The following is a 19950-nucleotide window of genomic DNA, read 5'->3' as shown; positions in this document are numbered from 1 at the left end:
CGCCCCTCCGGACCCCATCCATTGGTCCCATCCAGTAGTCCCAGTTCCGATCAGCCCCTGGGCAACCGGCTGCAGCAGGATCTCAAGAACGATCTGATCGCCGGTCTGCTGGTGGTCATTCCGCTGGCCACCACGATCTGGCTCGCCACCACGGTGAGCCGCTTCGTTCTGGCCTTCCTGACGTCGATCCCCAAGCAGTTCAACCCGTTCAACACCCTCAACCCCCTCCTCCAGGACCTGATCAACCTGGGGGTGGGACTGCTGGTGCCGCTCCTGGGCATCCTGCTGATCGGTCTGATGGCCCGCAACATCGTCGGCCGCTGGCTGCTGGAGTTCGGTGAGGGCACCCTGCTGCGCATCCCCCTGGCGGGCTCCGTCTACAAGACCCTCAAGCAGCTCCTGGAAACCTTCCTCCAGGGCAATTCCGCCCGCTTCCGGCGGGTGGTGCTGGTCGAATACCCCCGCGAGGGGCTCTACGCCGTCGGCTTCGTCACCGGGGTGCTGGGCACGGCCATCCAGGCCGATTTCGGCGAGACCATGCTCAGCGTCTTCATTCCCACCGCCCCCAACCCCACCACCGGCTGGTATGCGGTGGTGCCCGAGCGCCTGGTGAAGGACATCGAGCTGAGCGTCGAGGATGCCTTCCGCACGATCATCTCCGCCGGCATCGTCAGCCCCGACGAGCGGGAACCCACCTCCAACCGCAGCTTCGCCAGCCTCCTGGCCCAGCTGCGCGCCCCCCAACCCTCCTGATGCAGAGTCGCACCCTTGCCCGTGAACTGGCCCTGCTGATGCTGGGTCAGGTCAGTGACCGCGGCAGCGGCGCCGAGGCCCCCTCCGGCTCCTTCGACCTGCTGCTTCAGCAGGCCGTCACCAGCCTCAGCCAGCACGTGCGCGAGGCCCTCGACCGTTCCGCCGAGGATCTCCAGCAGGCCCAGCAGCGGCTGCTGGACAGCGAGCTCCAGGACCAGGGCGAGAAGCAGCTGCCGACGGTGCGGCGCCACCTGCAGGAGGGCCTCACCCACGCCGAGCACGCCCTCAACCGCCTCTCCGCCAGCCTGGAGCTGCCGCGCCTGCTGCTGCTCGCCGACCAGGAGGCGGTGCAGCGTGATGCCATCGGCCGCATCCGGGCGGTGCTGCGCGACCGCGAAGCCCTCGACGGCCGCATCGATGCGGTGATGGAGGGCTGGCGCCTCACCCGCCTGCCCCGGGTCGACCGGGACATCCTGCGGCTGGCGGTGGTGGATCTGGAGGATTTCGGCACCCCCGCCGCCGTGGCCTGCAGTGAGGCGGTGGAGCTCGCCAACCGCTACAGCGATGAGCAGGGGCGACGCATGATCAACGGTGTGCTGCGGCGCTTCACCGCCGCCCGGGTCTGACCAGGAACGCGATGGTCTTCGATTGGTTCAAACGGGCCCTGGCCCAACCCGCCCCGACGCCTGAGCCCGAACCCGCCGTGGCGCCCGTGCCGGAGCCGGAGACCGAGTCCCCCGCCGAGGCGGAGGCCACCGCGGTTCCGGCCGCCCCTGAAGCCGTGGCCCCGGTGGCCGTGCCCCCGGCGGAGGTCGCGCCCGCTGTTGCCGATTCCGCCGCCCCCGCCGCCCCCGCCGCCCCGGGGGTTGATGAGGACGCCCTGGCCTGGGCCCGCCAGGCCTACGCCCGGCTGAAGGCCCAGCAGGAGGCGGCCAGCCAGCCCGCGGCGCCCGCGCCGGCCCCTGCCCCCACACCGGCACCGGCACCGGCAGCCGAGGCACCACCCGCTCCCGACGCCGCTCCCGAAGCGCCGCCGGCCCCCGAACCCGCCGCCCCGCCCGTGGCGAACGGCCTTTCCCTGCTGGAGCAGGCCGCCGCCCAGCGCCAGCAGCGTCTCCAAGAGATCACCGCCCCCGCCGAGCCTGCCCCGGCCGCGCCGCCGGCCGCCGCAGCGACCCCCCAGGCCGCGGACGCCGATGCCGCCGACCCCAGCCTCGGCGCCTTCGATGACACCTTCACCTGGTCGGCCGAGGTGCTGGCGGCCCAGGGACGCAGCGTCGAGGACGTGTCCCTCGAGGAGATCGACTGGCTGGGCCGGCTGCGGCGCGGCCTCGAGAAGACCCGCAAGGGTTTCGTCACCCAGCTGCTGGAGAACCTCGGCGACGACCCCCTCACCCCGGCGGTGCTCGACGACCTTGAGTCCACCCTGCTGCGCGCCGACGTGGGCGTGAAGGCCACCGACCAGGTGCTCGAAGCCCTGCGCCGCCGCCTCAACGAGGAGGTGGTCGACCCGGCCGAGGGGCTCCGCTTCCTGAAGGAGCAGCTGCGCGGCCTGCTGGAGGAGCCGATCCGCGCCGGCGGCACCGCCCTGCTGGCCCCCCAGCGCGACCGGCTCAACGTTTGGCTGCTGGTCGGCGTCAACGGGGTCGGCAAGACCACCACCCTCGGCAAGCTGGCCAACCTGGCGGTGCGCAGCGGCTACAGCTGCCTGATCGCCGCCGCCGACACCTTCCGGGCCGCGGCGGTCCAGCAGGTGAGCGTCTGGGGGGAGCGCAGCGGCGTGCCCGTGGTGGCCAACCCCAGCGCCAACGCCGACCCGGCGGCCGTCGTCTTCGACGCCATCGGCGCCGCCCGCTCCAAGGGCACCGAGCTGGTGCTGGTGGACACGGCCGGCCGGCTGCAGACCAAGCACAACCTGATGGAGGAGCTGGGCAAGGTGCGGCGCACGATCACCAGGCTGGCGCCGGAGGCGGCGGTGGAATCGCTGCTGGTGCTCGATGCCAGCCAGGGCCAGAACGGCCTGCGCCAGGCCATGGCCTTCGCCAGTGCCGCCGGTCTCACCGGGGTGGTGCTCACCAAGCTGGACGGCAGCGCCCGCGGCGGCGTCGCTCTGGCGGTGGCCTCGGAGGCGGGGCTGCCGATCCGCTTCATCGGGGCCGGTGAGGGCATCCGCGACCTGCGGCCCTTCAACAGCTTCGAGTTCGTCGAGGCCCTGCTCGCCTCCTGAAGCCGCCTGCCGCTGCTACCTTGCGTGTCCTTTGCGGCCGCTCGGTGAGCAGCACGCCGCCCCCGCAGCCCCATCCCACCCCCACCACGGCGTCCCGTCCCGGCCAGGGGCTGTCCGTCGCGGCCTCGCTGCGCCAGCTGCTCGACAGCCTCGGCCGGGAGCAGCGCCGCAACCTGGAGCTGCTGGCGTCCCTCTCCTTCGCCCTGCGCAGCTACACCAACCTCAAGCGCTTCCTCGAACTGGTGCCCCTGGTGGCGGCGCGCCTGGTGGAGGGGGAGGGCAGCCTGCTCGTGGTGTTCCACGCCGATGGCCGCCTCTGGCGCGAGCAGCTCCAGGCCACCCCCGGTGAGCGCAGCGCCGAGGTGCTGCGCCAGCTGGCGGCCCTGCCCGATGGGCAGCTCCAGAACCAGGAGGGCGACGAGGCCGTCGCGGTGCTGCTCGACCCCCTGATCCAGCGCCTGCTCGGCGCCCACCAGGTGTTCGCCACCTCCGTGGTGGCCCGCAGCCGCCAGCGGGGCCGGCTCTACGTGTTCAGTGACCGACGCGGCTTCAGCTGGAGCGATGTGCGTCGCCGCCACCTGCAGCTGGTGGCCGACCTCACCGGCGTGGCCCTGGAGAACGAGCTGCTGCAGCAGGACCGGCGCCGCCATGAGCGGCTTGACCGCCAGCTGAGCATCGGCGCCGAGGTCCAGTCCCAGCTGCTGCCCGACCACTGCCCCGTGATCGACGGCGTCGAGCTGGCGGCGCTCTGCCGCCCCGCCTTCCAGGTGGGCGGCGACTACTACGACTTCATCCCCACCCAGCCCCAGCTCAGCGGCCACCGGCGCGAGCAGGCCCCCTGGGCGCTGGTGATGGGCGACGTCATGGGCAAGGGGGTGCCGGCCGGCCTGCTGATGACCCTGCTGCGGGGCATGCTGCGGGCCGAGGTGCTCAGCGGACTGCCGCCCGACCGCATCCTCCACGACCTCAACCAGCTGGCCCAGGAGGACCTGGCCCACTCGCACCGCTTCGTCACCCTCTTCTATTCCGACTACGACCCCCGCACCCGCCTGCTGCGTTACGCCAACGCGGCCCACAACCCGCCCCTGGTCTGGCGGCGCCACTCGGGCCGGGTGGAGCGGCTCGACACCCCCGGCCTGCTGATCGGCCTGCAGAGCGAGGCCGAGTACGGCTGCGGTGAGCTGCAGCTGGAGCCCGGCGACGTGATCCTCTATTACACCGATGGCGTCACCGAGGCCAGCGGCTTCAGCGGCGAGCGCTTCGACGAGGAGCGGCTGGTGAAGGCCTTCCAGGGCGCCTGCCGGGCCGTCCACGACGCCAAGGCGATCCTGGACCGGCTGTTCGAGCGCCTCGACCGTTTCGTCGGCAGCGACCGCCGGCTCGAGGACGACGCCTCGATGGTGGTGCTGAAGGTAAGGGACGGGGTGGTGCTGCCCACCCTGCCCGCCACCTGAGACGAATGGCAAGCTGAGGGGCTGAGCGGAATGCCCTGATGGTCGCCGACCCCTCCCCCACCACCTGGAGCGATCGCTTCGAGCAGGGTCTGCATCCGGCGATCGAGCGCTTCAACGCCTCGATCGGTTTCGACATCGCCCTGCTCCAGGAGGATCTCGACGGTTCCATCGCCCACGCCCGCATGCTGGGCCGCTGCGGGGTGATCAGCGAGCCGGAGGCGGAGCGCCTGATCGAGGGGCTCGAGGCCATCCGCGCCGAGGCGGCCGCCGGGCAGTTCACCCCAGGTCTGGAGGCGGAGGACGTGCATTTCGCCGTGGAACGGCGCCTGATCGAACGGCTCGGCCCCCTCGGCAAGAAGCTGCACACCGGCCGCAGCCGCAACGACCAGGTGGGCACCGACCTGCGTCTCTGGCTGCGGCGCCGCATCGATGCCATCGACGCCGCCCTGGTGCGTTTCGAGCGGGCCCTGCTGGTGAGGGCCGAGGCCCACCCCGACACCCTGATCCCCGGTTACACCCACCTGCAGCGGGCCCAGCCGGTCTGCCTGGCCCACCACCTGCTCGCCTACGTCGAGATGGCCGAGCGCGACCGCCAACGCCTGGCCGACGTGCGCCGCCGCGTCAACATCTGCCCCCTCGGGGCGGCCGCCCTGGCGGGGACGCCGGTGCCGATCGACCGCCGCCAGACCGCCGACGAGCTCGGCTTCGAGGCGATCTACGCCAACAGCCTCGATGCGGTCAGCGACCGCGACTTCGCCGTCGAGACGATGGCGGCGCTGTCGTTGGTGATGGCCCACCTGAGCCGCCTGGCGGAGGAGGTGATCCTCTGGGCCAGCGAGGAGTTCGGCTTCGTGGGGCTCACCGACCGCTGCGCCACCGGCAGCAGCCTGATGCCCCAGAAGAAGAATCCCGATGTGCCCGAACTGGTGCGCGGCAAGAGCGGCCGGGTGTTCGGCCACCTGATGGGGCTGCTGACGATGATCAAGGGTCTGCCCCTCGCCTACAACAAGGACTTCCAGGAGGACAAGGAAGCCCTCTTCGACGGGGTGCGCACCTGCCTTGACTGCCTGGAGGCGATGGCCGTGCTGTTTGAGGAGGGGCTCGACTTCCGCCCCGCCCGGCTGGAGGCCGCCGTGGCCGCCGATTACTCCAATGCCACCGATGTGGCCGACTATCTGGTGGCCCGCGGGGTGCCGTTCCGGGAGGCCTACCAGCTGGTCGGCGGGCTGGTGAAGGCCTGCCTGCTGGAGCAGCGGCTGCTGGCCGATCTGCCCCTCGAGCGCTGGCAGCAGCTCCATCCCGCCTTCGAAGCGGACATCCATGCGGTGATCGCCCCGCGGCAGGTGGTGGCGGCCCGCCGCAGTGAGGGCGGCACGGGCTTCGAGCGGGTGGCCGAGCAGCTGCGTCTGGCGCGGGAGCGCCTCGATCGCACCCCCTGAGCTTCTCCGGCGGGCGTTGGAATCGCGGGTCTACGTCTAATCTTGGGGGGTCTCGGGCGCCCGTGCGCCCCATCGGTTCCCCCTCATCGGTCAGTGAGTATTTTCGTCGGCAATCTTCCCTTCCGCGCCGAGCAGGAAGACGTGGCTGAACTGTTCGCGCCCTTCGGCGAAGTGGTCAACTGCTCCCTGCCGCTGGAGCGCGACACCGGCCGCAAGCGCGGCTTCGCTTTCATCGAGATGGCGGATGCCGACACCGAGACCAGGGCCATCGACGCCCTGCAGGGGGCCGAGCTGATGGGTCGTCCCCTGCGCATCAACAAGGCGGAACCCCGCAGCGGCGGTGGTGGTGGTGGCGGTGGTCCGCGCCGCGGCGGCGGCGGCTACGGCGGCGGTGGTGGTGGCGGCTATGGCGGCGGCGGTGGTGGCTACGGAGGTGGCGGCGGTGGCTATGGCGGGGGTGGCGGCGGCTATGGCGCCGACCGCGGCTCCGGGGCCAGGGGCTGGGAGGACCGCAGCTACGGCGGCGGTGGAGCTGGTGGCGGCGGAGCTGCCCCCGATGCCTTCAAGGCGGGCCGCTCCCGCCGGCGCCGCAGCGGCGGTGGCGGTGGTGACTACGGCGGCGGTGACTACGGCGGCGCCGAGGTCTGAGGCGCCAAGGTCTGAGGCGCCCCCGGACGGGGCCTGAGCCCTCTCAGAGGCCCCGTTCCTCCAGCTGGCGGGCGGCGGCCTCCAGCACGGCGGGGCCAGCCCCCGCCTGGCCGGCCTCCCGGGTCAGCCAGCCGCGCCAGTGGCGGGCCCCGCTGACCCCCTCCACCACGTGCACCAGGTGCCGGGCGATCGGCCAGAGCCGTCCCCCCGAGGCGCACCAGCGTTCGGCATGGGGCAGCACCCCCCTCAGCACCGTCGAGGCCCGTGGCTCGGCGCCGCCGGCGTCCCCGAAGATCCGGCGGTCCACCCCCGCCCAGCGCAGGGGATGGGCGTAGGCGGCCCGCCCCACCATCACCCCGTCCACCAGGGCCAGCTGCTCCTGGCAGGGGTCCAGGTCCTCCAGGCCGCCGTTCAGTTCGATCGTCAGCTGCGGCCGCTCCCGTTTGAGGCGGTGCACCAGGTCCCAGCGCAGGGGCGGCACGGTGCGGTTCTGCTTCGGATCGAGCCCGTTCAGCCAGGCCTTGCGGGCGTGGACGGCGAAGCGGGCGGCGCCGGCCGCCGCCAGGCTGTCGACGAAGGCCAGCAGTTCCTCGTAGGAGTCCCGCTCGTCGATGCCGATGCGGTGCTTCACCGTCACCGGCAGGGGCGTGGCCGCCGCCATCGCCGCCACGCAGCGGGCCACCCGCTCCGGCTCCGCCATCAGGCAGGCCCCGAAGCGGCCCTGCTGCACCTTCTCGCTGGGACAGCCCACGTTGAGGTTGATCTCGTCGTAGCCCCAGTCGGCCCCCATCCGGGCGGCCTCCGCCAGCAGCTCCGGGTCGTCGCCGCCGAGCTGCAGGGCCAGGGGGTGTTCGCCCGGGTCGAACCCCAGCAGCCGTTCGAGCCGCTGCTGCTTCTCCCCCATCCGGGAGGGGGAGCCCTCCTGGGCGATGTGGTGCAGGGCCCGGGCCACCACCATCTCGGAGTAGAGCAGGCAGTGCCGGCTGACCTGCCGCATCAGCACCCGGAAGTGCCGATCGGTGCAGTCCAGCATGGGCGCCACACTGAAGCGGTAGTTGTGCTCCATCGCCCCATGCTGCCCAGCCGTGCCTCCGTGGTGGTGGTGGGAGGGGGCCCGGCGGGCTTCATGGCCGCCATCGCCGCCGCCGAAGCGGCCGCCGGCCAGCTCCGCGGGGGGTTGCTGCTGCTGGAGTCCACCCCCGTACCGCTGCACAAGGTGCTGATCAGCGGCGGCGGCCGCTGCAACGTCACCCACGCCTGCTGGGATCCGCGGCTGCTGGTGGATCACTACCCGCGCGGCGGCAAGGCCCTGCGGGGCCCTTTCTCCCGCTTCGCCCCCGGTGACACGGTGGCCTGGTTCCAGGCCCATGGCCTGCAGCTGGTGGAGGAGCCCGACGGGCGGCTGTTCCCCCGCTCCAACCGTTCCTCCTCGGTGATCGATACCCTGCGCCGGGCGGCGACCGCCGCCGGGGTGGCGGTGCACACGGCCGAGGCGGGGCAGGCGGCGGAGGCCCTGCCCGGTGGCGGGTTCCGGCTGCGGCTGCGCTCGGGGGCCGAGCTGCTCGCCGATCGCCTCGTGCTGGCGACGGGCAGCCACCCCAGCGGCCACCGCATCGCCGCCTCCCTGGGCCATGGCCTGGTGGCCCCGGTGCCCTCCCTGTTCACCCTCACCCTGGCCGACCACCCCCTGCTGGCCCTCGCCGGGGTGGCGATGGACCCGGTGCAGCTGGAGCTGCTGCTGACGCCCCTGGCGGACACCGGAGCGGCCGCCACCGCCTCGGCCCCTGGCGCCCCCGGCAAGCCCCAGCGGCAGCGGGGGCCGGTACTGATCACCCACTGGGGCCTCAGCGGGCCGGCCACCCTGCGGCTCACGGCCTTCGCCGCCCGGGCCCTGCGGGAGCGCCGCTACCGGGCCGAGCTCCGGGTCGACTGGACCGGCGGCCGCAAGCCGGCGGAGCTGGAGGGCTGGTTCGCCGCGGCGCGCCGCGAGCAGGCCCGGCGTCAGCTGGGCAACTGGCGGCCCTGGCCCGACCTCAGCCGCCGCCTCTGGCTGCACCTGCTGGCCCTGGCGGGGCTCGACGCCAGCCTGCGCTGGGCCGATCTCCCCCGCCGCGGGGAGCAGGCCCTGGTCACGGCCCTGCGGGACAGCCGTTACCGGGTCTCCGGCCGCGGCCCCTTCGGCGAGGAGTTTGTCACCGCCGGCGGCATCCCCCTGGCGGAGGTCAACCTGGCCACGATGGAGAGCCGCCTGCAGCCGGGCCTGTTCCTGGTGGGGGAACTGCTGGACGTGGACGGGGTGACGGGCGGCTTCAACTTCCAGCACTGCTGGAGCTCGGGCTGGCTGGCGGGCCAGGCCCTGGCGGCTCAGATCACGGGCGCCTAGGGCTCAGCGCACGTGCTCGTAGATCGAGAACATCGGCAGATACATGGCCAGCAGCACCGAGCCCACGATGATGCCCACCAGCACGATCATCGCCGGCTCCAGCATGGAGGTCATGGCCTTCACCATCGTGCTGACCTCGTCTTCGTAGAAGTCGGCCACCTTGGAGAGCATGGCGTCCATTTCGCCGGTTTCCTCGCCGATGGCGAGCATGTTGACGCACATCTCCGGAAACACGTTCTTCAGCCGCAGGGCCGCGCTGAGGGGCATGCCCTCACTCACCTCATTCTTGGAGGAGATGATGGCATCGGAGATCACGGAATTGGTGGCCGTCTCCCTCACGATCTCCAGGGACAGCAGGATCGGCACCCCCGCCTTGGAGAGGGAGCTCAGGGTGCGGCAGAACTGGGCACTGGCTGACTTCTGCAGCAACTCACCGAACAGGGGCAGCTTCAGCAGCAGGCCGTCGATCTGGCGGCGGCCCATCGGTGTGTTGTAGGTGGACACCACCCAGAACGCGAAGCCCACCAGGGCCGCCAGCAGGATCAGGGCCTTCCAGGAGCGCAGGAACTCACTCAGATTCAGCATCATCTGGGTGAACAGGGGCAGTTCCGCCCCCAGCTGTTCGAAGACGCTGGAGAAGGTGGGGATCAGGAAGATCGTCATGCCCAGGAACACGGCGATGGCGATCACCAGCACCGTGACCGGATAGCTCATCGCCCCCTTGATCTGGTTCTGGAGCTTGGCGTTGTCCTCCAGCAGCTTGGCCAGGCGCTTGAGGGTGTCGTCGAGGACGCCACCCGCCTCACCCGCCTCCACCAGGGCGATGCTGAGGTTGTCGAACACCTTCGGCCAGCGGCGCATGGCGTTGCCCAGACTGTCGCCCTGGTTGACGTCCTGGGTCATGCCCGCCAGGGCCTGGCGCATCTTGTTGGAGCGCTGCTGGACCCGCATCAGGTCGAGGCTGCGCAGGATCGGCACGCCCGCATCCACCAGGGCGGAGAGCTTGTTGGCGAACAGGGCCTTGTCGCGGATGGTCACCGGCCCCTCGAGCAGGTCAGACAGGCCGCTGAAGGAGGAGGACGTCTTCTTGGGGGCCGCCTGGGGGACCTTGGGGGTCTCCTTGCGCACCAGGGTGTTGGCCAGGATGCCGCGGCGGCGCAGTTCCCGCCGGGCGACCGAGGGGCTGTCGGCGTTCAGCGTCATCTCCCGGCGCTGGCCGGACTTGGTGGTGTAAGTGACGACGAAGGCGGTCATGGCGGGCCTCAGCGGTCGAGCAGCCGGAGGAGCTCTTCCGGCTTGGTGGTCTTGAGCAGGGCCTCCTCGCGGGTGACCCTGCCCTCCTCCACCAGGTTGGCGAGTGCCCGCTCGAGGGTCTGCATGCCCTGGCTGGCGCCGGTCTGGATCTGGGAATAGAGCTGGGAGCTCTTGCCTTCCCGGATCAGGTTGGCGATGGCGGGGGTGTTGATCATGATTTCCTGGGCCATCACCCGGCCGAAGGCGCCGTTGCCGGCGGGTACGGCGCTCTTGCAGAGGGTCTGGGAGAAGACCGCCAGCAGGCTGCCGCTCAGCTGCACCCGGATCTGGGTCTGCTGGCCCGCCGGGAACACATCCACCATCCGGTCGACGGTCTGGCCGGCGGAGCTGGTGTGCAGGGTGCCGAAGACGAGGTGGCCGGTCTCGGCGGCGGTGATCGCCAGCTGGATCGTCTCCAGGTCGCGCAGTTCCCCCACCAGGATCACATCCGGATCTTCCCGCAGGGCCGCTCGCAGGGCGTTGGAGAAGCTGCGGGTGTCCTCATTCAGTTCGCGCTGGTGAATGATTGATTTGTCGTTCCTGTAGGTGAACTCGATCGGATCCTCGATGGTCAGAATGTGCTCCGAACGGGTGGCGTTGATGTGCTCGATCAGCGCCGCCAGTGTGGTCGTCTTGCCGGAGCCCGTCGGTCCGGTGACCAGGACCAGCCCCTTGGGCTTGCTGCTGATCTCCTCGACGATGGGGGGCAGTCCGAGTTTCTCGAGGCTGGGGATGGAGTTGCCGAGCGCCCGCAGGCAGGCCGCGTAGGTGCCCCGCTGGCGGTACACGTTGATCCGGAACCGGGCCACGCCCTTGAGGCCGTAGGAACAGTCGAGTTCCCAGTTCTGCTCCAGGTTCTTGCGCTGGGCGTTGTTGAGCAGGGAGAAGATCAGTCGGTTGCAGCTCTCCTCGGTGAGCTGGGTGTCCTGGATGATGGGCCGCAGCTGGCCGCTGAAGCGGCCGTAGGGAGGTTTGCCCGCGGACAGGTGCAGGTCGCTGCCTCCGGCCTTCACCAGTTCCTGCATCAGGTCTTCGATGAGGAGATCCATCCTGCTCAGCTCCGAACGCACAGACAGTAGGGACATTCCAACCATTCGTCCTCCAGCCCCGCTCCGCAGCTGCGGCAGGTGAGGGTGCTCAGGGCCCGGGCGCGCCGTTCCGATTCCAGGCCCGTGTCGGTGAGCAACATGCGCTCCACCTCCTCCAGGGTGGTCAGCCCCTCCCGCACCAGATCAAGGCCGTAGCCGAGCAGCGTTTTCATGCCACTTTCCAGGGCCAGGCGCCGCAGCTCCTCGGTCGTCGCCCGCTTGGCCACGGCGGCGGAGAGGGTCTCGTTCATGCGCAGGATCTCGTAGACCCCCACCCGGCCCTTGTAGCCCCGCCCCTGGCAGGCGCTGCAGCAGCCCTCCGAGCCCGGCAGGACCGTGTTGGCCCGGTAGAAGGAGATGTCGGTCTCGTCGGAGGCCACCAGGCCGAAACGGGCCAGTTCGCTGTGGTTCGGGTGGTAGGGGATCCGGCACTCGCTGCACAGGCGGCGCAGCAGACGCTGGGAGACGATCCCCAGCAGCGAGGCGCTGACCAGGAAGGGCTCCATGCCCATCTCATCGAGCCGGGCGAAGGCGCTGGCGGCGTCGTTGCAGTGCAGGGTGGTCAGCACCAGGTGGCCGGTCAGGGCCGCCTCGATGGCGGTGCGGGCGGTCTCCAGGTCGCGGGTCTCCCCCACCAGCAGCACGTCCGGGTCCTGGCGCATGAAGGCGCGCAGCGCGGAGCTGAAGTCGTAGCCCTTCTCCCGGTTCACCTGGGTCTGGGTGATGCCCTGGAGGGTGTATTCGATCGGATCCTCGACCGTGGAGATGTTGATCGAGGGGTCGTTGCGCTCCGAGAGCAGGGCGTAGAGGGTGGTCGACTTGCCGGAACCCGTCGGCCCGGTGACCAGGATCATGCCGAAGGGTTTGGAGCCGATGTCCCGCAGGGTGGAGCGGGCTTCCTCGTCGGTGATCAGGGTGTCCAGACCCAGCTGGGTGGCGCCGCTGTCGAGCAGCCGCAGCACCACCTTCTCGCCGTAGCGGCCGGGCAGGGTGCTGACCCGGAAGTCCATGGTGCGGCCGCGGAAGTTGCGGCGGATCCGGCCGTCCTGGGGCATCCGCCGTTCGGCGATGTCCAGGTCGGCCATGATCTTGAAGCGGGAGGTGACCGCGGGGATCAGGGTGCGGGGCAGCTTGTCGATGCTGCGCAGCACGCCGTCCTGGCGGAAGCGGACCAGCAGCCCGTCCTCCTGGGGTTCCACGTGGATGTCGCTGGCGCCGCTGGTGAGCGACTCGATCAGGATCCGATCCACCAGGCTCATCACCGGCGAGATCCCCTCGCCCGAGCTGCTGGCTTCCAGGTCCTCGGTTTCCGGTGTGCTCGGCCCCTGGGGGGTGGCGGCCTGACCCAGGTCAAGGTCCCGGAAGAGGGAGGTGTGCTCCGCACCGGTGACCTGCGGGCGCTGGGTGAGACCTTCTGATGGCATCGACGGGAAGGATCGGAAGCGAAGCCTGGCTGTGGAGCCTTTGGGTGGAGCCTTGGAGTGGAGCGTGGCTGAGGTGCGGGCTTCCACCGCTTGTGGAGAGGGCTCCTCGACCTTCAACATAACGGCATCTGACATCCCTGCCAGAACGCATGACCGGCGACAACACTCCCCCCCATGAGGAACGGATCGATCCCCGGGAGGGCGCGGTCGACGCAGCCCGGGTGGAGGAGCTCCTCGAGACCCTGCCGGTGAATCCCGACGTCGGCCCGGACGTCACGCCCCCCGCCGAGGGCACCGGGGCCCCGGACGCCGCCGGCGCCGCGCCGGAGGCCGCCGACAGCGGCACTGACCGCGTCAGCCAGCTGGAGGCCGAGCTGGCGGCCCTGCGCAGCGAGAACGAGTCCCTGAAGGGCCAGTACATGCGCATCGCCGCCGATTTCGACAACTTCCGCAAGCGCCAGTCCCGTGACAAGGAGGACCAGCGCCTGCACATCACCTGCACCACCCTCACCGAGATCCTGCCGGTGGTCGACAACTTCGACCGGGCCCGCCAGCAGCTCAACCCCCAGAGCGAGGAGGCCCAGAGCCTGCATCGCAGTTACCAGAACCTCTATAAACAGCTGGTTGATGTGTTCAAGCAGCTGGGAGTGTCGCCGATGCGGGTGGAGGGTGAACCCTTCGACCCCTCGCTTCATGAGGCCGTGCTGCGCGAACCCAGTGAGGAGCATCCGGAGGACGTGGTGATCGAGGAGCTGCAGCGGGGCTACCACCTCGACGGCCGCGTGCTGCGGCATGCCCTGGTCAAGGTGTCGATGGGTCCCGGCCCGGCCGGTGGGTCCCGTTCCGATGCATCGGCGCCACCCAGCGAAGGGACATCCGACTGATGGCCGATTACTACGAGCTGCTCGGTGTCAGCCGGGACGTGGATGCCGACAGCCTCAAGAAGGCCTACCGGCGCCTGGCCCGCCAGTACCACCCGGACGTCAACAAGGACCCGGCCGCGGAGGACCGCTTCAAGGAGATCGGCCGGGCCTATGAGGTGCTCAGCGATCCCCAGGCCCGGGCCCGCTACGACCAGTTCGGCGAGGCCGGCCTGGGCGGCGGCGGCGGCATGCCCGACATGGGCGACATGGGCGGTTTTGCCGACCTCTTCGAGACCTTCTTCAGCGGTTTCGGCGGGGCCAGCGGTGGCGCCGCGGCCGGGGCACGCCGCCGCGGCCCCCGCCAGGGCGACGACCTGCGCCTGGATCTCACCATCAGCTTCAGCGAGGCCGTCTTCGGCAGCGAGAAGGACGTCCAGATCCGCCACCTCGAGACCTGCACCACCTGCAGCGGTTCCGGCGCCAAGGCGGGCAGCGGCCCCACCACCTGCGGCACCTGCGGCGGCGCCGGCCAGGTGCGCCGCGCCACCCGCACCCCCTTCGGCAGCTTCACCCAGGTGGCGCCCTGCCCCACCTGCGACGGCACCGGCCAGGTGATCGCCGACCCCTGCAACGCCTGCGGCGGCCAGGGCCTGCAGCAGGTGCGCAAGAAGCTGCGCATCAACATTCCCGCCGGCGTCGACACCGGCACCCGCCTGCGGGTGGGCCAGGAGGGCAACGCCGGCCAGCGGGGCGGGCCGGCCGGGGATCTCTACGTCTTCCTCACCGTCCAGTCCCACCCCCACCTGCGGCGGGATGGGGTCACGGTGCATTCCGAGGTGTCGCTCAACTACCTCCAGGCGATCCTGGGCGACACGATCGAGGTCGAGACCGTCGACGGCCACGAGCCGCTGGAGATTCCCGCCGGCACCCAGCCCGGGGCCGTCATCACCCTCCAGGGCAAGGGGGTGCCCCGGCTCGGCAATCCGGTGGCCCGCGGCAACCACCAGTTCACCATCAAGGTGCAGTTGCCCACCAAGCTCAACGGCGAGGAGCGCCAGCTGCTCGAGCAGCTGGCCGGACACCACACCAGCAAGGGCCAGCGCCACCACCACAAGAGCGGCCTGTTCGGCGGCCTGTTCGGTTGAGCGTCATGGGCGGCTCGCCGGCGGTCCTCGATCTGCGGGGAACGCCTTGCCCGGTCAACTTCATCCGGGCCCGCCTGGCCCTCGAGCCCCTGCCGCCGGGGAGCTGGCTGCGGATCGACCTGGACGGGGGGGAACCGGAGCAGATGGTGAGCGAGGGCCTGCGCAACGAGGGGCACGAGGTGCAACGGGTCGACCCGTCGCCGTTCGCCCCCGGTGAGGGGGTGCGGCTGCTGGTGCGACGGGATGGGGGCTGAGCCGCTGCCGGGTCGGGTGGTGGCCCTGCAGGCCAACTACTGCCTGGTGAGCCTCGATGGCCCCTCGGAGCTCGGTGACGACGGCCGCCTGCTGTGCACCCGCCGCACCCGCCTCGACAAGAGCGGCCTGCAGGTGTGCGTGGGTGATCGGGTGACGGTGGCCGCCGTCGACTGGCGGGCGCGGCGGGGGGCGGTGGTGGGCCTCGAACCCCGCCACAGCCTGCTGGAGCGGCCGGCGGTCGCCAACGTGAACCGGGTGGTGGTGGTGGTGGCCGTGGCCGAACCCGGCCTTGACCCCCTGCAGCTGACCCGGTTCCTGATCACCGCCGAGGCCACGGACCAGCCGGTGCAGGTGGTGCTCAGCAAGGCCGACCTGCTGCCGGCGGACGAGGTGGGGGCCTGGTGCCGGCGGCTGGAGGGCTGGGGCTACGGCACCGTGGCGGTTTCGACCCGCAGCGGTGAGGGTCTCGAGACCCTGCGCCACCAGCTGGCCGCGCCGGGCATCGCCGTGCTCTGCGGCCCCTCCGGCGTGGGCAAGAGCAGCCTGCTCAACGCCCTGGCCCCGGCCCTGGAGCTGCGCGTCGCCGCCGTCTCCGGCCGGTTGCGCCGCGGACGCCACACGACCCGGCATGTCGAATTGTTCTCCGTGGCGCCGGGGGCCCTGGTGGCCGATTCCCCCGGCTTCAACACCCCCGCCCTCCCCGACGACCCCCAGATCCTGGCGGCGGCCTTCCCGGAGCTGCTGGCCCGCCTCAGGGCCATCCCCTGCCGTTTCGCCAACTGCCGCCACCTGGGCGACCCGGGCTGTGCCATGGGGGACGGCTGGGACCGCCAGCTGATCTACGGCCGCTGCCTCGAGGAGGTGGAGGCCGCGGCGGCCCGTTCCCGCAGCGGCCAGGGGCGCCAGGGGGAGCGGGGCCTGCGTCAGCGGGGCGACCGCCTCGAACCCCTGCTCGACCCCCAGCTGCGCCGGTCCTCCCGCAGCACCCGGCGTCAGGGGCTGGAGCAGGACCTGCCGGGACTGGAGGGGGACCTCAGTTCCCCAGACCGGGAAGATTCAGATCCAGACCCCCGGTGAGGGTTTCCATGCGCTCGCGCATGGTGCCGGTGGAGACCTCGTAGGCCTTGCAGAGGGCCGCCAGCACGGCCGCCTCGACCGTCTCCACGGGTTCGGCGAGCAGCTCCGGGCTCAGCTCGACCCGCAGGGGCTGCTGGTTGCCGGAGAGCCAGACGCTGGCGCGGCCCTCGGGGTCGCTGCCCTGCAGTTCCATCGCGTCGAGCTCCTCCTGGAGCTTCTGGGCGTCCTGCTGAATCTGCTGGGCCTTGCGGAAGGCCTCGGTCAGCTGTCCGAAATTGGGAAGTCCGAAGCCGGCCATGCCAGGGGATCGTCGTCTGGGGGCAGGCTAGAACCCCAGCCGCTGGACCTCCGGGTGCAGCCGCACCCCGCGGCTCTCCAGCACCCGCTGCTGCACCAGCCGGATCAGGGCGTCGATGTCGGAGGCGGTGGCGGCCCCGGTGTTGACGATGAAGTTGGCGTGGATCGGGGACACCTGGGCATCGCCGATGGCGAGTCCCTTGAGGCCGAGGGATTCGATCAGCTGGCCGGCCTTGAGCGGTTCGGGATTGCGGAACACGCTGCCGCAGCTGGGTTGCTGGTAGGGCTGGGTGCTGGTGCGGCTCTGCAGGTTGGCGCTGGTGCGGGCGCTGAGCACCGCCGGGTCGTGGCCGGGCTCCAGCCGGAAGCGGGCCGAAAGCACCAGCAGTGGCTCCTCCTGCAGGCGGCTGTGGCGGTAGGCGAAGGCCAGGTCAGCGGCGGCCAGCTCGAAGGGGGCGTCGGGCCGGCGCGGATCCAGCACCCGCACCGACACCAGCCACTCGGCGGTGCAGCCCCCCTGGGCGCCGGCGTTCATCACCACCGCGCCACCCACCGTGCCGGGGATGCCGACGGCCCACTCCAGCCCCCGCAGGCCGCGGCGGGCCGCCTTGCGGGCCAGGGTGGGGATCGGTTCCCCCGCCTCGGCCTCCACCCAGCCCTCGCCCGGATCCAGGCGGCTGCCCTGCAGCCGCCGGTTGCAGAGGGTGAGGCCGTCCAGGCCGCCGTCGGCGATCAGCAGGTTGGAGCCTGCGCCGATGCAGCGGAAGGGAAGACCCGAGGCCGCCGCCCAGGCGGCGTGGGCGATCAGCTCCCCCTGGTCGGCGGGTTCGGCGAACCAGGCGGCGGGCCCGCCGACCTTCCAGGTGGTGTAGTCCCGCAGGGCGACCCCTGCCCGGGGCTGGCTGAGCGGGGCCGTCGCCATCCCCTCAGGCCACCAGCGCGGTGGGGCGACCCCGTTCGTCGAGGGCCCCCAGGCGCTCCCAGAGGCTGTTGACGTCGCCGGCCCCCATCGCCAGCACCAGGTCGCCCGGGCCGGTGCCGCCGGCCACCAGCTCCGCCAGGGCCTCCATGCTGGCCGCCACCGCCACCGGCAGGTCGGGGGCGAGGGAGCGCACCGACTCCGCCAGGGCCTGGCTGGAGATCCCCGCCACCGGGGCCTCGCCGGCCGCGTACAGGGGCGCCAGCAGCACGGCGTCGGCCTCGGTGAGGGCCGCGGCGAAATCGTCCAGGAACTGGGCGGTGCGGGTGTAGCGGTGGGGCTGGAACACCGCCACCAGCCGCCGCGGCACCAGCGGCAGCGGGCTGCGGCCGCTCTCCACCATCAGCCGGGCCATGGCGATGGTGGCGGCCACTTCGCTGGGATGGTGGGCGTAATCGTCGACGATCGCCCGGCCCTGCCAGAGGCCTCGGCAGTCGAAGCGGCGGCCGGGGGGGCGCAGCCCGGCCACCGCGAGCCGCAGGTCCTCGAAGGGCACGCCCTCCAGCCGGCAGGCCGCCATGGCGGCCACGGTGTTGCTCAGGTTGTGGCGGCCGGGCAGGGGCACCTCCAGGGTGCCGAGCGCCTCCCCTTGCTCGTACCAGGTGGCCAGGGTGCCGTCACCCCGCTCCTCCAAGGGGATGGCGGCGAAGTCGACGCCTTCGCTGCTGCAGGTCGACCACCAGCTGGCGGCCTGGAAGTGCTCCCGCAGCACCGGACAGTCGCGGTTGGCCAGCAGGGTGGTGCAGCCGTCGGCGAAGTGCTGCAGGGTGGCCACCAGGGCGGCCAGATCCGGGTAGTGGTCGGTGTGGTCGAGCTCCACATTGGTGAGCACCCCCAGCCGGGGCCGGAACTTCACCAGGGAGCCGTCCGATTCGTCGGCCTCGGCCACCAGCAGCCGGCCCCGGCCATGGCGGCCGTTGCTGCCGAAGGCGGGCACGATCCCCCCGATCACGGCGGTGGGGTCCTCGCCGACGGCCTCCAGGAGCGTGGCGATCAGGGTGCTGGTGGTGGTCTTGCCGTGGCTGCCGGCCACCGCGATCGACGGCTGGGCATTGATCAGGGCCGCCAGCACGTCGGAGCGGTGCACGATCGCCAGCCCGCGCCGCCGGGCCTCGGCCAGCTCCTCGTTGGCAGCGGGCACCGCCGAGCTGATCACCACCAAGGGATCCGCCACCGTCCCGTCGAGACCGGCGAGCACCGCGGTGATCGTCGCGGCGGTCTGCTCCTGGAACACCCGCACCCCGGCGGATCCCAGCCGCTCCAGCACCGGACTGGGACGGGGGTCGGAGCCACTCACCAGGAAGCCCCTCTCCGCCAGGATCCCTGCCAGGGCGGACATGCCGATCCCCCCGGCCCCGATGAAATGGAGCGGCTGACGGCGATCGAGCTTCGGGATCAAGGGGGACTCCAGGCCACGCCGAAAATAACGGCAGATCGGCCCTCCCCCCTCTGCGGGATACTTCGCTTTGCCGACCGTCCGATCCGGGGCCTGTGGCTGCGGGAAAGAGCAGGACCCCCATTTCTGTATGATCGGCAGCCAAAATCCCTCCTTGCTAGCGGGTTCCACCGCTTTCTGCCATGACCTTGCGCGTTGCGATCAATGGATTTGGCCGAATCGGTCGGAATTTCATGCGCTGCTGGCTGAGCCGCGGTGAGAACACCGGCATCGAAGTGGTGGGCCTGAACGACACCTCCGATCCGAAGACCAACGCCCACCTGCTCCAGTACGACACGATGCTCGGCCACATCCGCAATGCGGAAGTGAGCCACACCGACGACACCATCGTGGTCAACGGCAAGCACATCAAGTGCTTCTCCGACCGCAATCCCCTCAACCTCCCCTGGAAGGAGTGGGGCGTCGACCTGGTGATCGAGGCCACCGGCGTCTTCATTGATGAAAAGGGGGCCGGCAAGCACATCGAAGCCGGTGCCAGCAAGGTTCTGATCACGGCCCCCGGCAAGGGCGACGGCGTCGGCACCTTCGTGGTCGGCGTCAACGCCGATCAGTACCGCCACGATGACTTCGCCATCATCAGCAACGCCAGCTGCACCACCAACTGCATGGCGCCGGTGGTGAAGGTGCTCGACCAGGCCTTCGGCATCGTCAAGGGCACGATGACCACCACCCACAGCTACACCGGGGACCAGCGCATCCTCGACGCCAGCCACCGCGATCTGCGCCGCGCCCGGGCTGCCGCCGTCAACATCGTTCCCACCTCCACCGGCGCCGCCAAGGCGGTGGCTCTGGTGTACCCGCCGATGAAGGGCAAGCTCAACGGCATCGCCCTGCGGGTGCCCACCCCCAACGTCTCGGTGGTCGATCTGGTGCTCGAAGTGAGCCGCGGCACCACCAAGGAGGAGGTGAACGCCACCCTCAAGGCCGCCTCCGAGAACGGCATGAAGGGGATCATCAAGTACTGCGACCTGCCCCTGGTCTCCACCGACCACGCCGGCACCGACGAGTCGGCGATCGTCGATTCGGATCTCACCCTGGTGATGGGCGACAACATGGTCAAGGTCATCGCCTGGTACGACAACGAGTGGGGCTACAGCCAGCGCGTCGTCGACCTGGCCGAGGTGGTGGCCCGCAACTGGAAGTGAACCGGCGGCCTGCCGGCGGCTGAA

General features: G+C 71.1%; 18 protein-coding genes and 1 pseudogene. 12 read left to right on the top strand and 7 right to left on the bottom strand.

The window, feature by feature from the left end:
- Positions 1 to 21: 21 nt before the first annotated feature.
- The 6 genes from KBZ08_RS05415 (at position 22) to KBZ08_RS05390 (ending at position 6521) form a co-directional block, all read left to right on the top strand.
- Entirely contained in the window at positions 22 to 753 is a 732-nt protein-coding gene (locus KBZ08_RS05415; protein WP_015109897.1) for a DUF502 domain-containing protein, read from the top strand.
- Complete coding sequence (gene nusB, locus KBZ08_RS05410; protein ID WP_015109896.1) at positions 753 to 1379, top strand: transcription antitermination factor NusB; 627 nt, start codon at positions 753 to 755, stop codon at positions 1377 to 1379. Before KBZ08_RS05415 ends, nusB begins: the two co-directional genes overlap by 1 nt.
- Positions 1380 to 1390: 11 nt before the next feature.
- Positions 1391 to 2980 carry a signal recognition particle-docking protein FtsY gene (gene ftsY, locus KBZ08_RS05405; protein ID WP_254971936.1) on the top strand — a complete coding sequence of 530 codons (1590 nt, stop codon included), beginning with the start codon at positions 1391 to 1393 and terminating at the stop codon, positions 2978 to 2980.
- 20 nt (positions 2981 to 3000) lie between these two features.
- Positions 3001 to 4434 carry a PP2C family protein-serine/threonine phosphatase gene (locus KBZ08_RS05400; RefSeq protein ID WP_396122372.1) on the top strand — a complete coding sequence of 478 codons (1434 nt, stop codon included), beginning with the start codon at positions 3001 to 3003 and terminating at the stop codon, positions 4432 to 4434.
- 38 nt (positions 4435 to 4472) lie between these two features.
- Positions 4473 to 5873: an argininosuccinate lyase gene (gene argH / locus KBZ08_RS05395; protein WP_254971935.1), complete on the top strand. Its 1401-nt coding sequence runs from the start codon at positions 4473 to 4475 to the stop codon at positions 5871 to 5873.
- A 93-nt stretch (positions 5874 to 5966) separates the two neighbouring features.
- On the top strand, positions 5967 to 6521 hold the full coding sequence (locus KBZ08_RS05390; RefSeq protein ID WP_254971933.1) for an RNA-binding protein: 555 nt from the start codon (positions 5967 to 5969) through the stop codon (positions 6519 to 6521).
- A gap of 43 nt (positions 6522 to 6564) precedes the next feature.
- On the opposite strand, the gene dusA is transcribed toward KBZ08_RS05390, so the two are convergent.
- A complete protein-coding gene (dusA, locus tag KBZ08_RS05385; protein ID WP_254971931.1) occupies positions 6565 to 7587 on the bottom strand; it encodes a tRNA dihydrouridine(20/20a) synthase DusA in 1023 nt (340 codons plus the stop codon).
- A gap of 6 nt (positions 7588 to 7593) precedes the next feature.
- Here dusA and KBZ08_RS05380 point away from each other — a divergent pair, with 6 nt between their 5' ends.
- A complete protein-coding gene (locus KBZ08_RS05380; protein ID WP_254971929.1) occupies positions 7594 to 8904 on the top strand; it encodes an NAD(P)/FAD-dependent oxidoreductase in 1311 nt (436 codons plus the stop codon).
- Between the two features lie 3 nt (positions 8905 to 8907).
- On the opposite strand, the gene KBZ08_RS05375 is transcribed toward KBZ08_RS05380, so the two are convergent.
- From KBZ08_RS05375 to KBZ08_RS05365, 3 genes are read right to left on the bottom strand one after another with little or no spacing between them, the layout of a single operon-like run.
- Entirely contained in the window at positions 8908 to 10158 is a 1251-nt protein-coding gene (locus KBZ08_RS05375) for a type II secretion system F family protein (RefSeq protein ID WP_106222187.1), read from the bottom strand.
- A gap of 8 nt (positions 10159 to 10166) precedes the next feature.
- Positions 10167 to 11246, bottom strand: a complete 1080-nt coding sequence (locus KBZ08_RS05370) for a type IV pilus twitching motility protein PilT (RefSeq protein ID WP_254971926.1) — start codon at positions 11244 to 11246, stop codon at positions 10167 to 10169.
- 5 nt (positions 11247 to 11251) lie between these two features.
- Complete coding sequence (locus tag KBZ08_RS05365; RefSeq protein WP_219904360.1) at positions 11252 to 12844, bottom strand: GspE/PulE family protein; 1593 nt, start codon at positions 12842 to 12844, stop codon at positions 11252 to 11254.
- Positions 12845 to 12858: 14 nt separating this feature from the next.
- Here KBZ08_RS05365 and grpE point away from each other — a divergent pair, with 14 nt between their 5' ends.
- The 4 genes and pseudogenes from grpE to rsgA all read left to right on the top strand — a co-directional run.
- Entirely contained in the window at positions 12859 to 13593 is a 735-nt protein-coding gene (gene grpE, locus KBZ08_RS05360; RefSeq protein ID WP_254971923.1) for a nucleotide exchange factor GrpE, read from the top strand.
- Positions 13593 to 14717, top strand: coding sequence for a molecular chaperone DnaJ (gene dnaJ, locus KBZ08_RS05355; protein WP_254971921.1), 1125 nt, complete (start codon positions 13593 to 13595; stop codon positions 14715 to 14717). Before grpE ends, dnaJ begins: the two co-directional genes overlap by 1 nt.
- A gap of 5 nt (positions 14718 to 14722) precedes the next feature.
- On the top strand, positions 14723 to 14971 hold the full coding sequence (locus tag KBZ08_RS05350; RefSeq protein ID WP_106222177.1) for a sulfurtransferase TusA family protein: 249 nt from the start codon (positions 14723 to 14725) through the stop codon (positions 14969 to 14971).
- Positions 14961 to 15872, top strand: a pseudogene (rsgA, locus tag KBZ08_RS05345) (ribosome small subunit-dependent GTPase A); the annotation flags it as partial. The gene KBZ08_RS05350 and the pseudogene rsgA, both read left to right, overlap by 11 nt.
- A 133-nt stretch (positions 15873 to 16005) precedes the next feature.
- On the opposite strand, the gene KBZ08_RS05340 reads toward rsgA, so the two are convergent.
- Genes KBZ08_RS05340 through murC form a run of 3 tightly spaced genes read right to left on the bottom strand, consistent with a single transcriptional unit; the run spans position 16006 to position 18721 of the window.
- Positions 16006 to 16347, bottom strand: a complete 342-nt coding sequence (locus KBZ08_RS05340) for a YbaB/EbfC family nucleoid-associated protein (protein WP_094587050.1) — start codon at positions 16345 to 16347, stop codon at positions 16006 to 16008.
- A 27-nt stretch (positions 16348 to 16374) separates the two neighbouring features.
- Positions 16375 to 17268: a UDP-N-acetylmuramate dehydrogenase gene (gene murB / locus KBZ08_RS05335; protein WP_254971918.1), complete on the bottom strand. Its 894-nt coding sequence runs from the start codon at positions 17266 to 17268 to the stop codon at positions 16375 to 16377.
- A gap of 4 nt (positions 17269 to 17272) precedes the next feature.
- Positions 17273 to 18721: a UDP-N-acetylmuramate--L-alanine ligase gene (gene murC / locus KBZ08_RS05330; protein WP_254972349.1), complete on the bottom strand. Its 1449-nt coding sequence runs from the start codon at positions 18719 to 18721 to the stop codon at positions 17273 to 17275.
- A 182-nt stretch (positions 18722 to 18903) separates the two neighbouring features.
- Here murC and KBZ08_RS05325 point away from each other — a divergent pair, with 182 nt between their 5' ends.
- Positions 18904 to 19926 (top strand): type I glyceraldehyde-3-phosphate dehydrogenase, encoded by a 1023-nt coding sequence (locus KBZ08_RS05325; protein ID WP_106222171.1) that lies wholly within the window; start codon positions 18904 to 18906, stop codon positions 19924 to 19926.
- Positions 19927 to 19950 lie beyond the last annotated feature (24 nt).

This window comes from Cyanobium sp. Candia 9D4 (genome assembly GCF_024346155.1).
Lineage (GTDB): Bacteria > Cyanobacteriota > Cyanobacteriia > PCC-6307 > Cyanobiaceae > Cyanobium > Cyanobium minutissimum.
Note: the sequence above shows the minus strand (reverse complement) of the source record. Positions and strands in the feature narration are given on the sequence as shown.

What these genes read in the sequence shown, in the direction of transcription:
- KBZ08_RS05380 (WP_254971929.1), top strand. Translation starts at nt 7,594, where the DNA reads ATGCTGCCCAGCCGTGCCTCCGTGGTGGTGGTGGGAGGGGGCCCGGCG.
- KBZ08_RS05340 (WP_094587050.1), bottom strand. Translation starts at nt 16,347, where the DNA reads ATGGCCGGCTTCGGACTTCCCAATTTCGGACAGCTGACCGAGGCCTTC.
- murB (WP_254971918.1), bottom strand. Translation starts at nt 17,268, where the DNA reads ATGGCGACGGCCCCGCTCAGCCAGCCCCGGGCAGGGGTCGCCCTGCGG.
- ftsY (WP_254971936.1), top strand. Translation starts at nt 1,391, where the DNA reads ATGGTCTTCGATTGGTTCAAACGGGCCCTGGCCCAACCCGCCCCGACG.
- nusB (WP_015109896.1), top strand. Translation starts at nt 753, where the DNA reads ATGCAGAGTCGCACCCTTGCCCGTGAACTGGCCCTGCTGATGCTGGGT.
- grpE (WP_254971923.1), top strand. Translation starts at nt 12,859, where the DNA reads ATGACCGGCGACAACACTCCCCCCCATGAGGAACGGATCGATCCCCGG.
- dusA (WP_254971931.1), bottom strand. Translation starts at nt 7,587, where the DNA reads ATGGAGCACAACTACCGCTTCAGTGTGGCGCCCATGCTGGACTGCACC.
- KBZ08_RS05350 (WP_106222177.1), top strand. Translation starts at nt 14,723, where the DNA reads ATGGGCGGCTCGCCGGCGGTCCTCGATCTGCGGGGAACGCCTTGCCCG.
- argH (WP_254971935.1), top strand. Translation starts at nt 4,473, where the DNA reads ATGGTCGCCGACCCCTCCCCCACCACCTGGAGCGATCGCTTCGAGCAG.
- dnaJ (WP_254971921.1), top strand. Translation starts at nt 13,593, where the DNA reads ATGGCCGATTACTACGAGCTGCTCGGTGTCAGCCGGGACGTGGATGCC.
- KBZ08_RS05365 (WP_219904360.1), bottom strand. Translation starts at nt 12,844, where the DNA reads ATGTCAGATGCCGTTATGTTGAAGGTCGAGGAGCCCTCTCCACAAGCG.
- KBZ08_RS05370 (WP_254971926.1), bottom strand. Translation starts at nt 11,246, where the DNA reads ATGGATCTCCTCATCGAAGACCTGATGCAGGAACTGGTGAAGGCCGGA.
- KBZ08_RS05325 (WP_106222171.1), top strand. Translation starts at nt 18,904, where the DNA reads ATGACCTTGCGCGTTGCGATCAATGGATTTGGCCGAATCGGTCGGAAT.
- KBZ08_RS05375 (WP_106222187.1), bottom strand. Translation starts at nt 10,158, where the DNA reads ATGACCGCCTTCGTCGTCACTTACACCACCAAGTCCGGCCAGCGCCGG.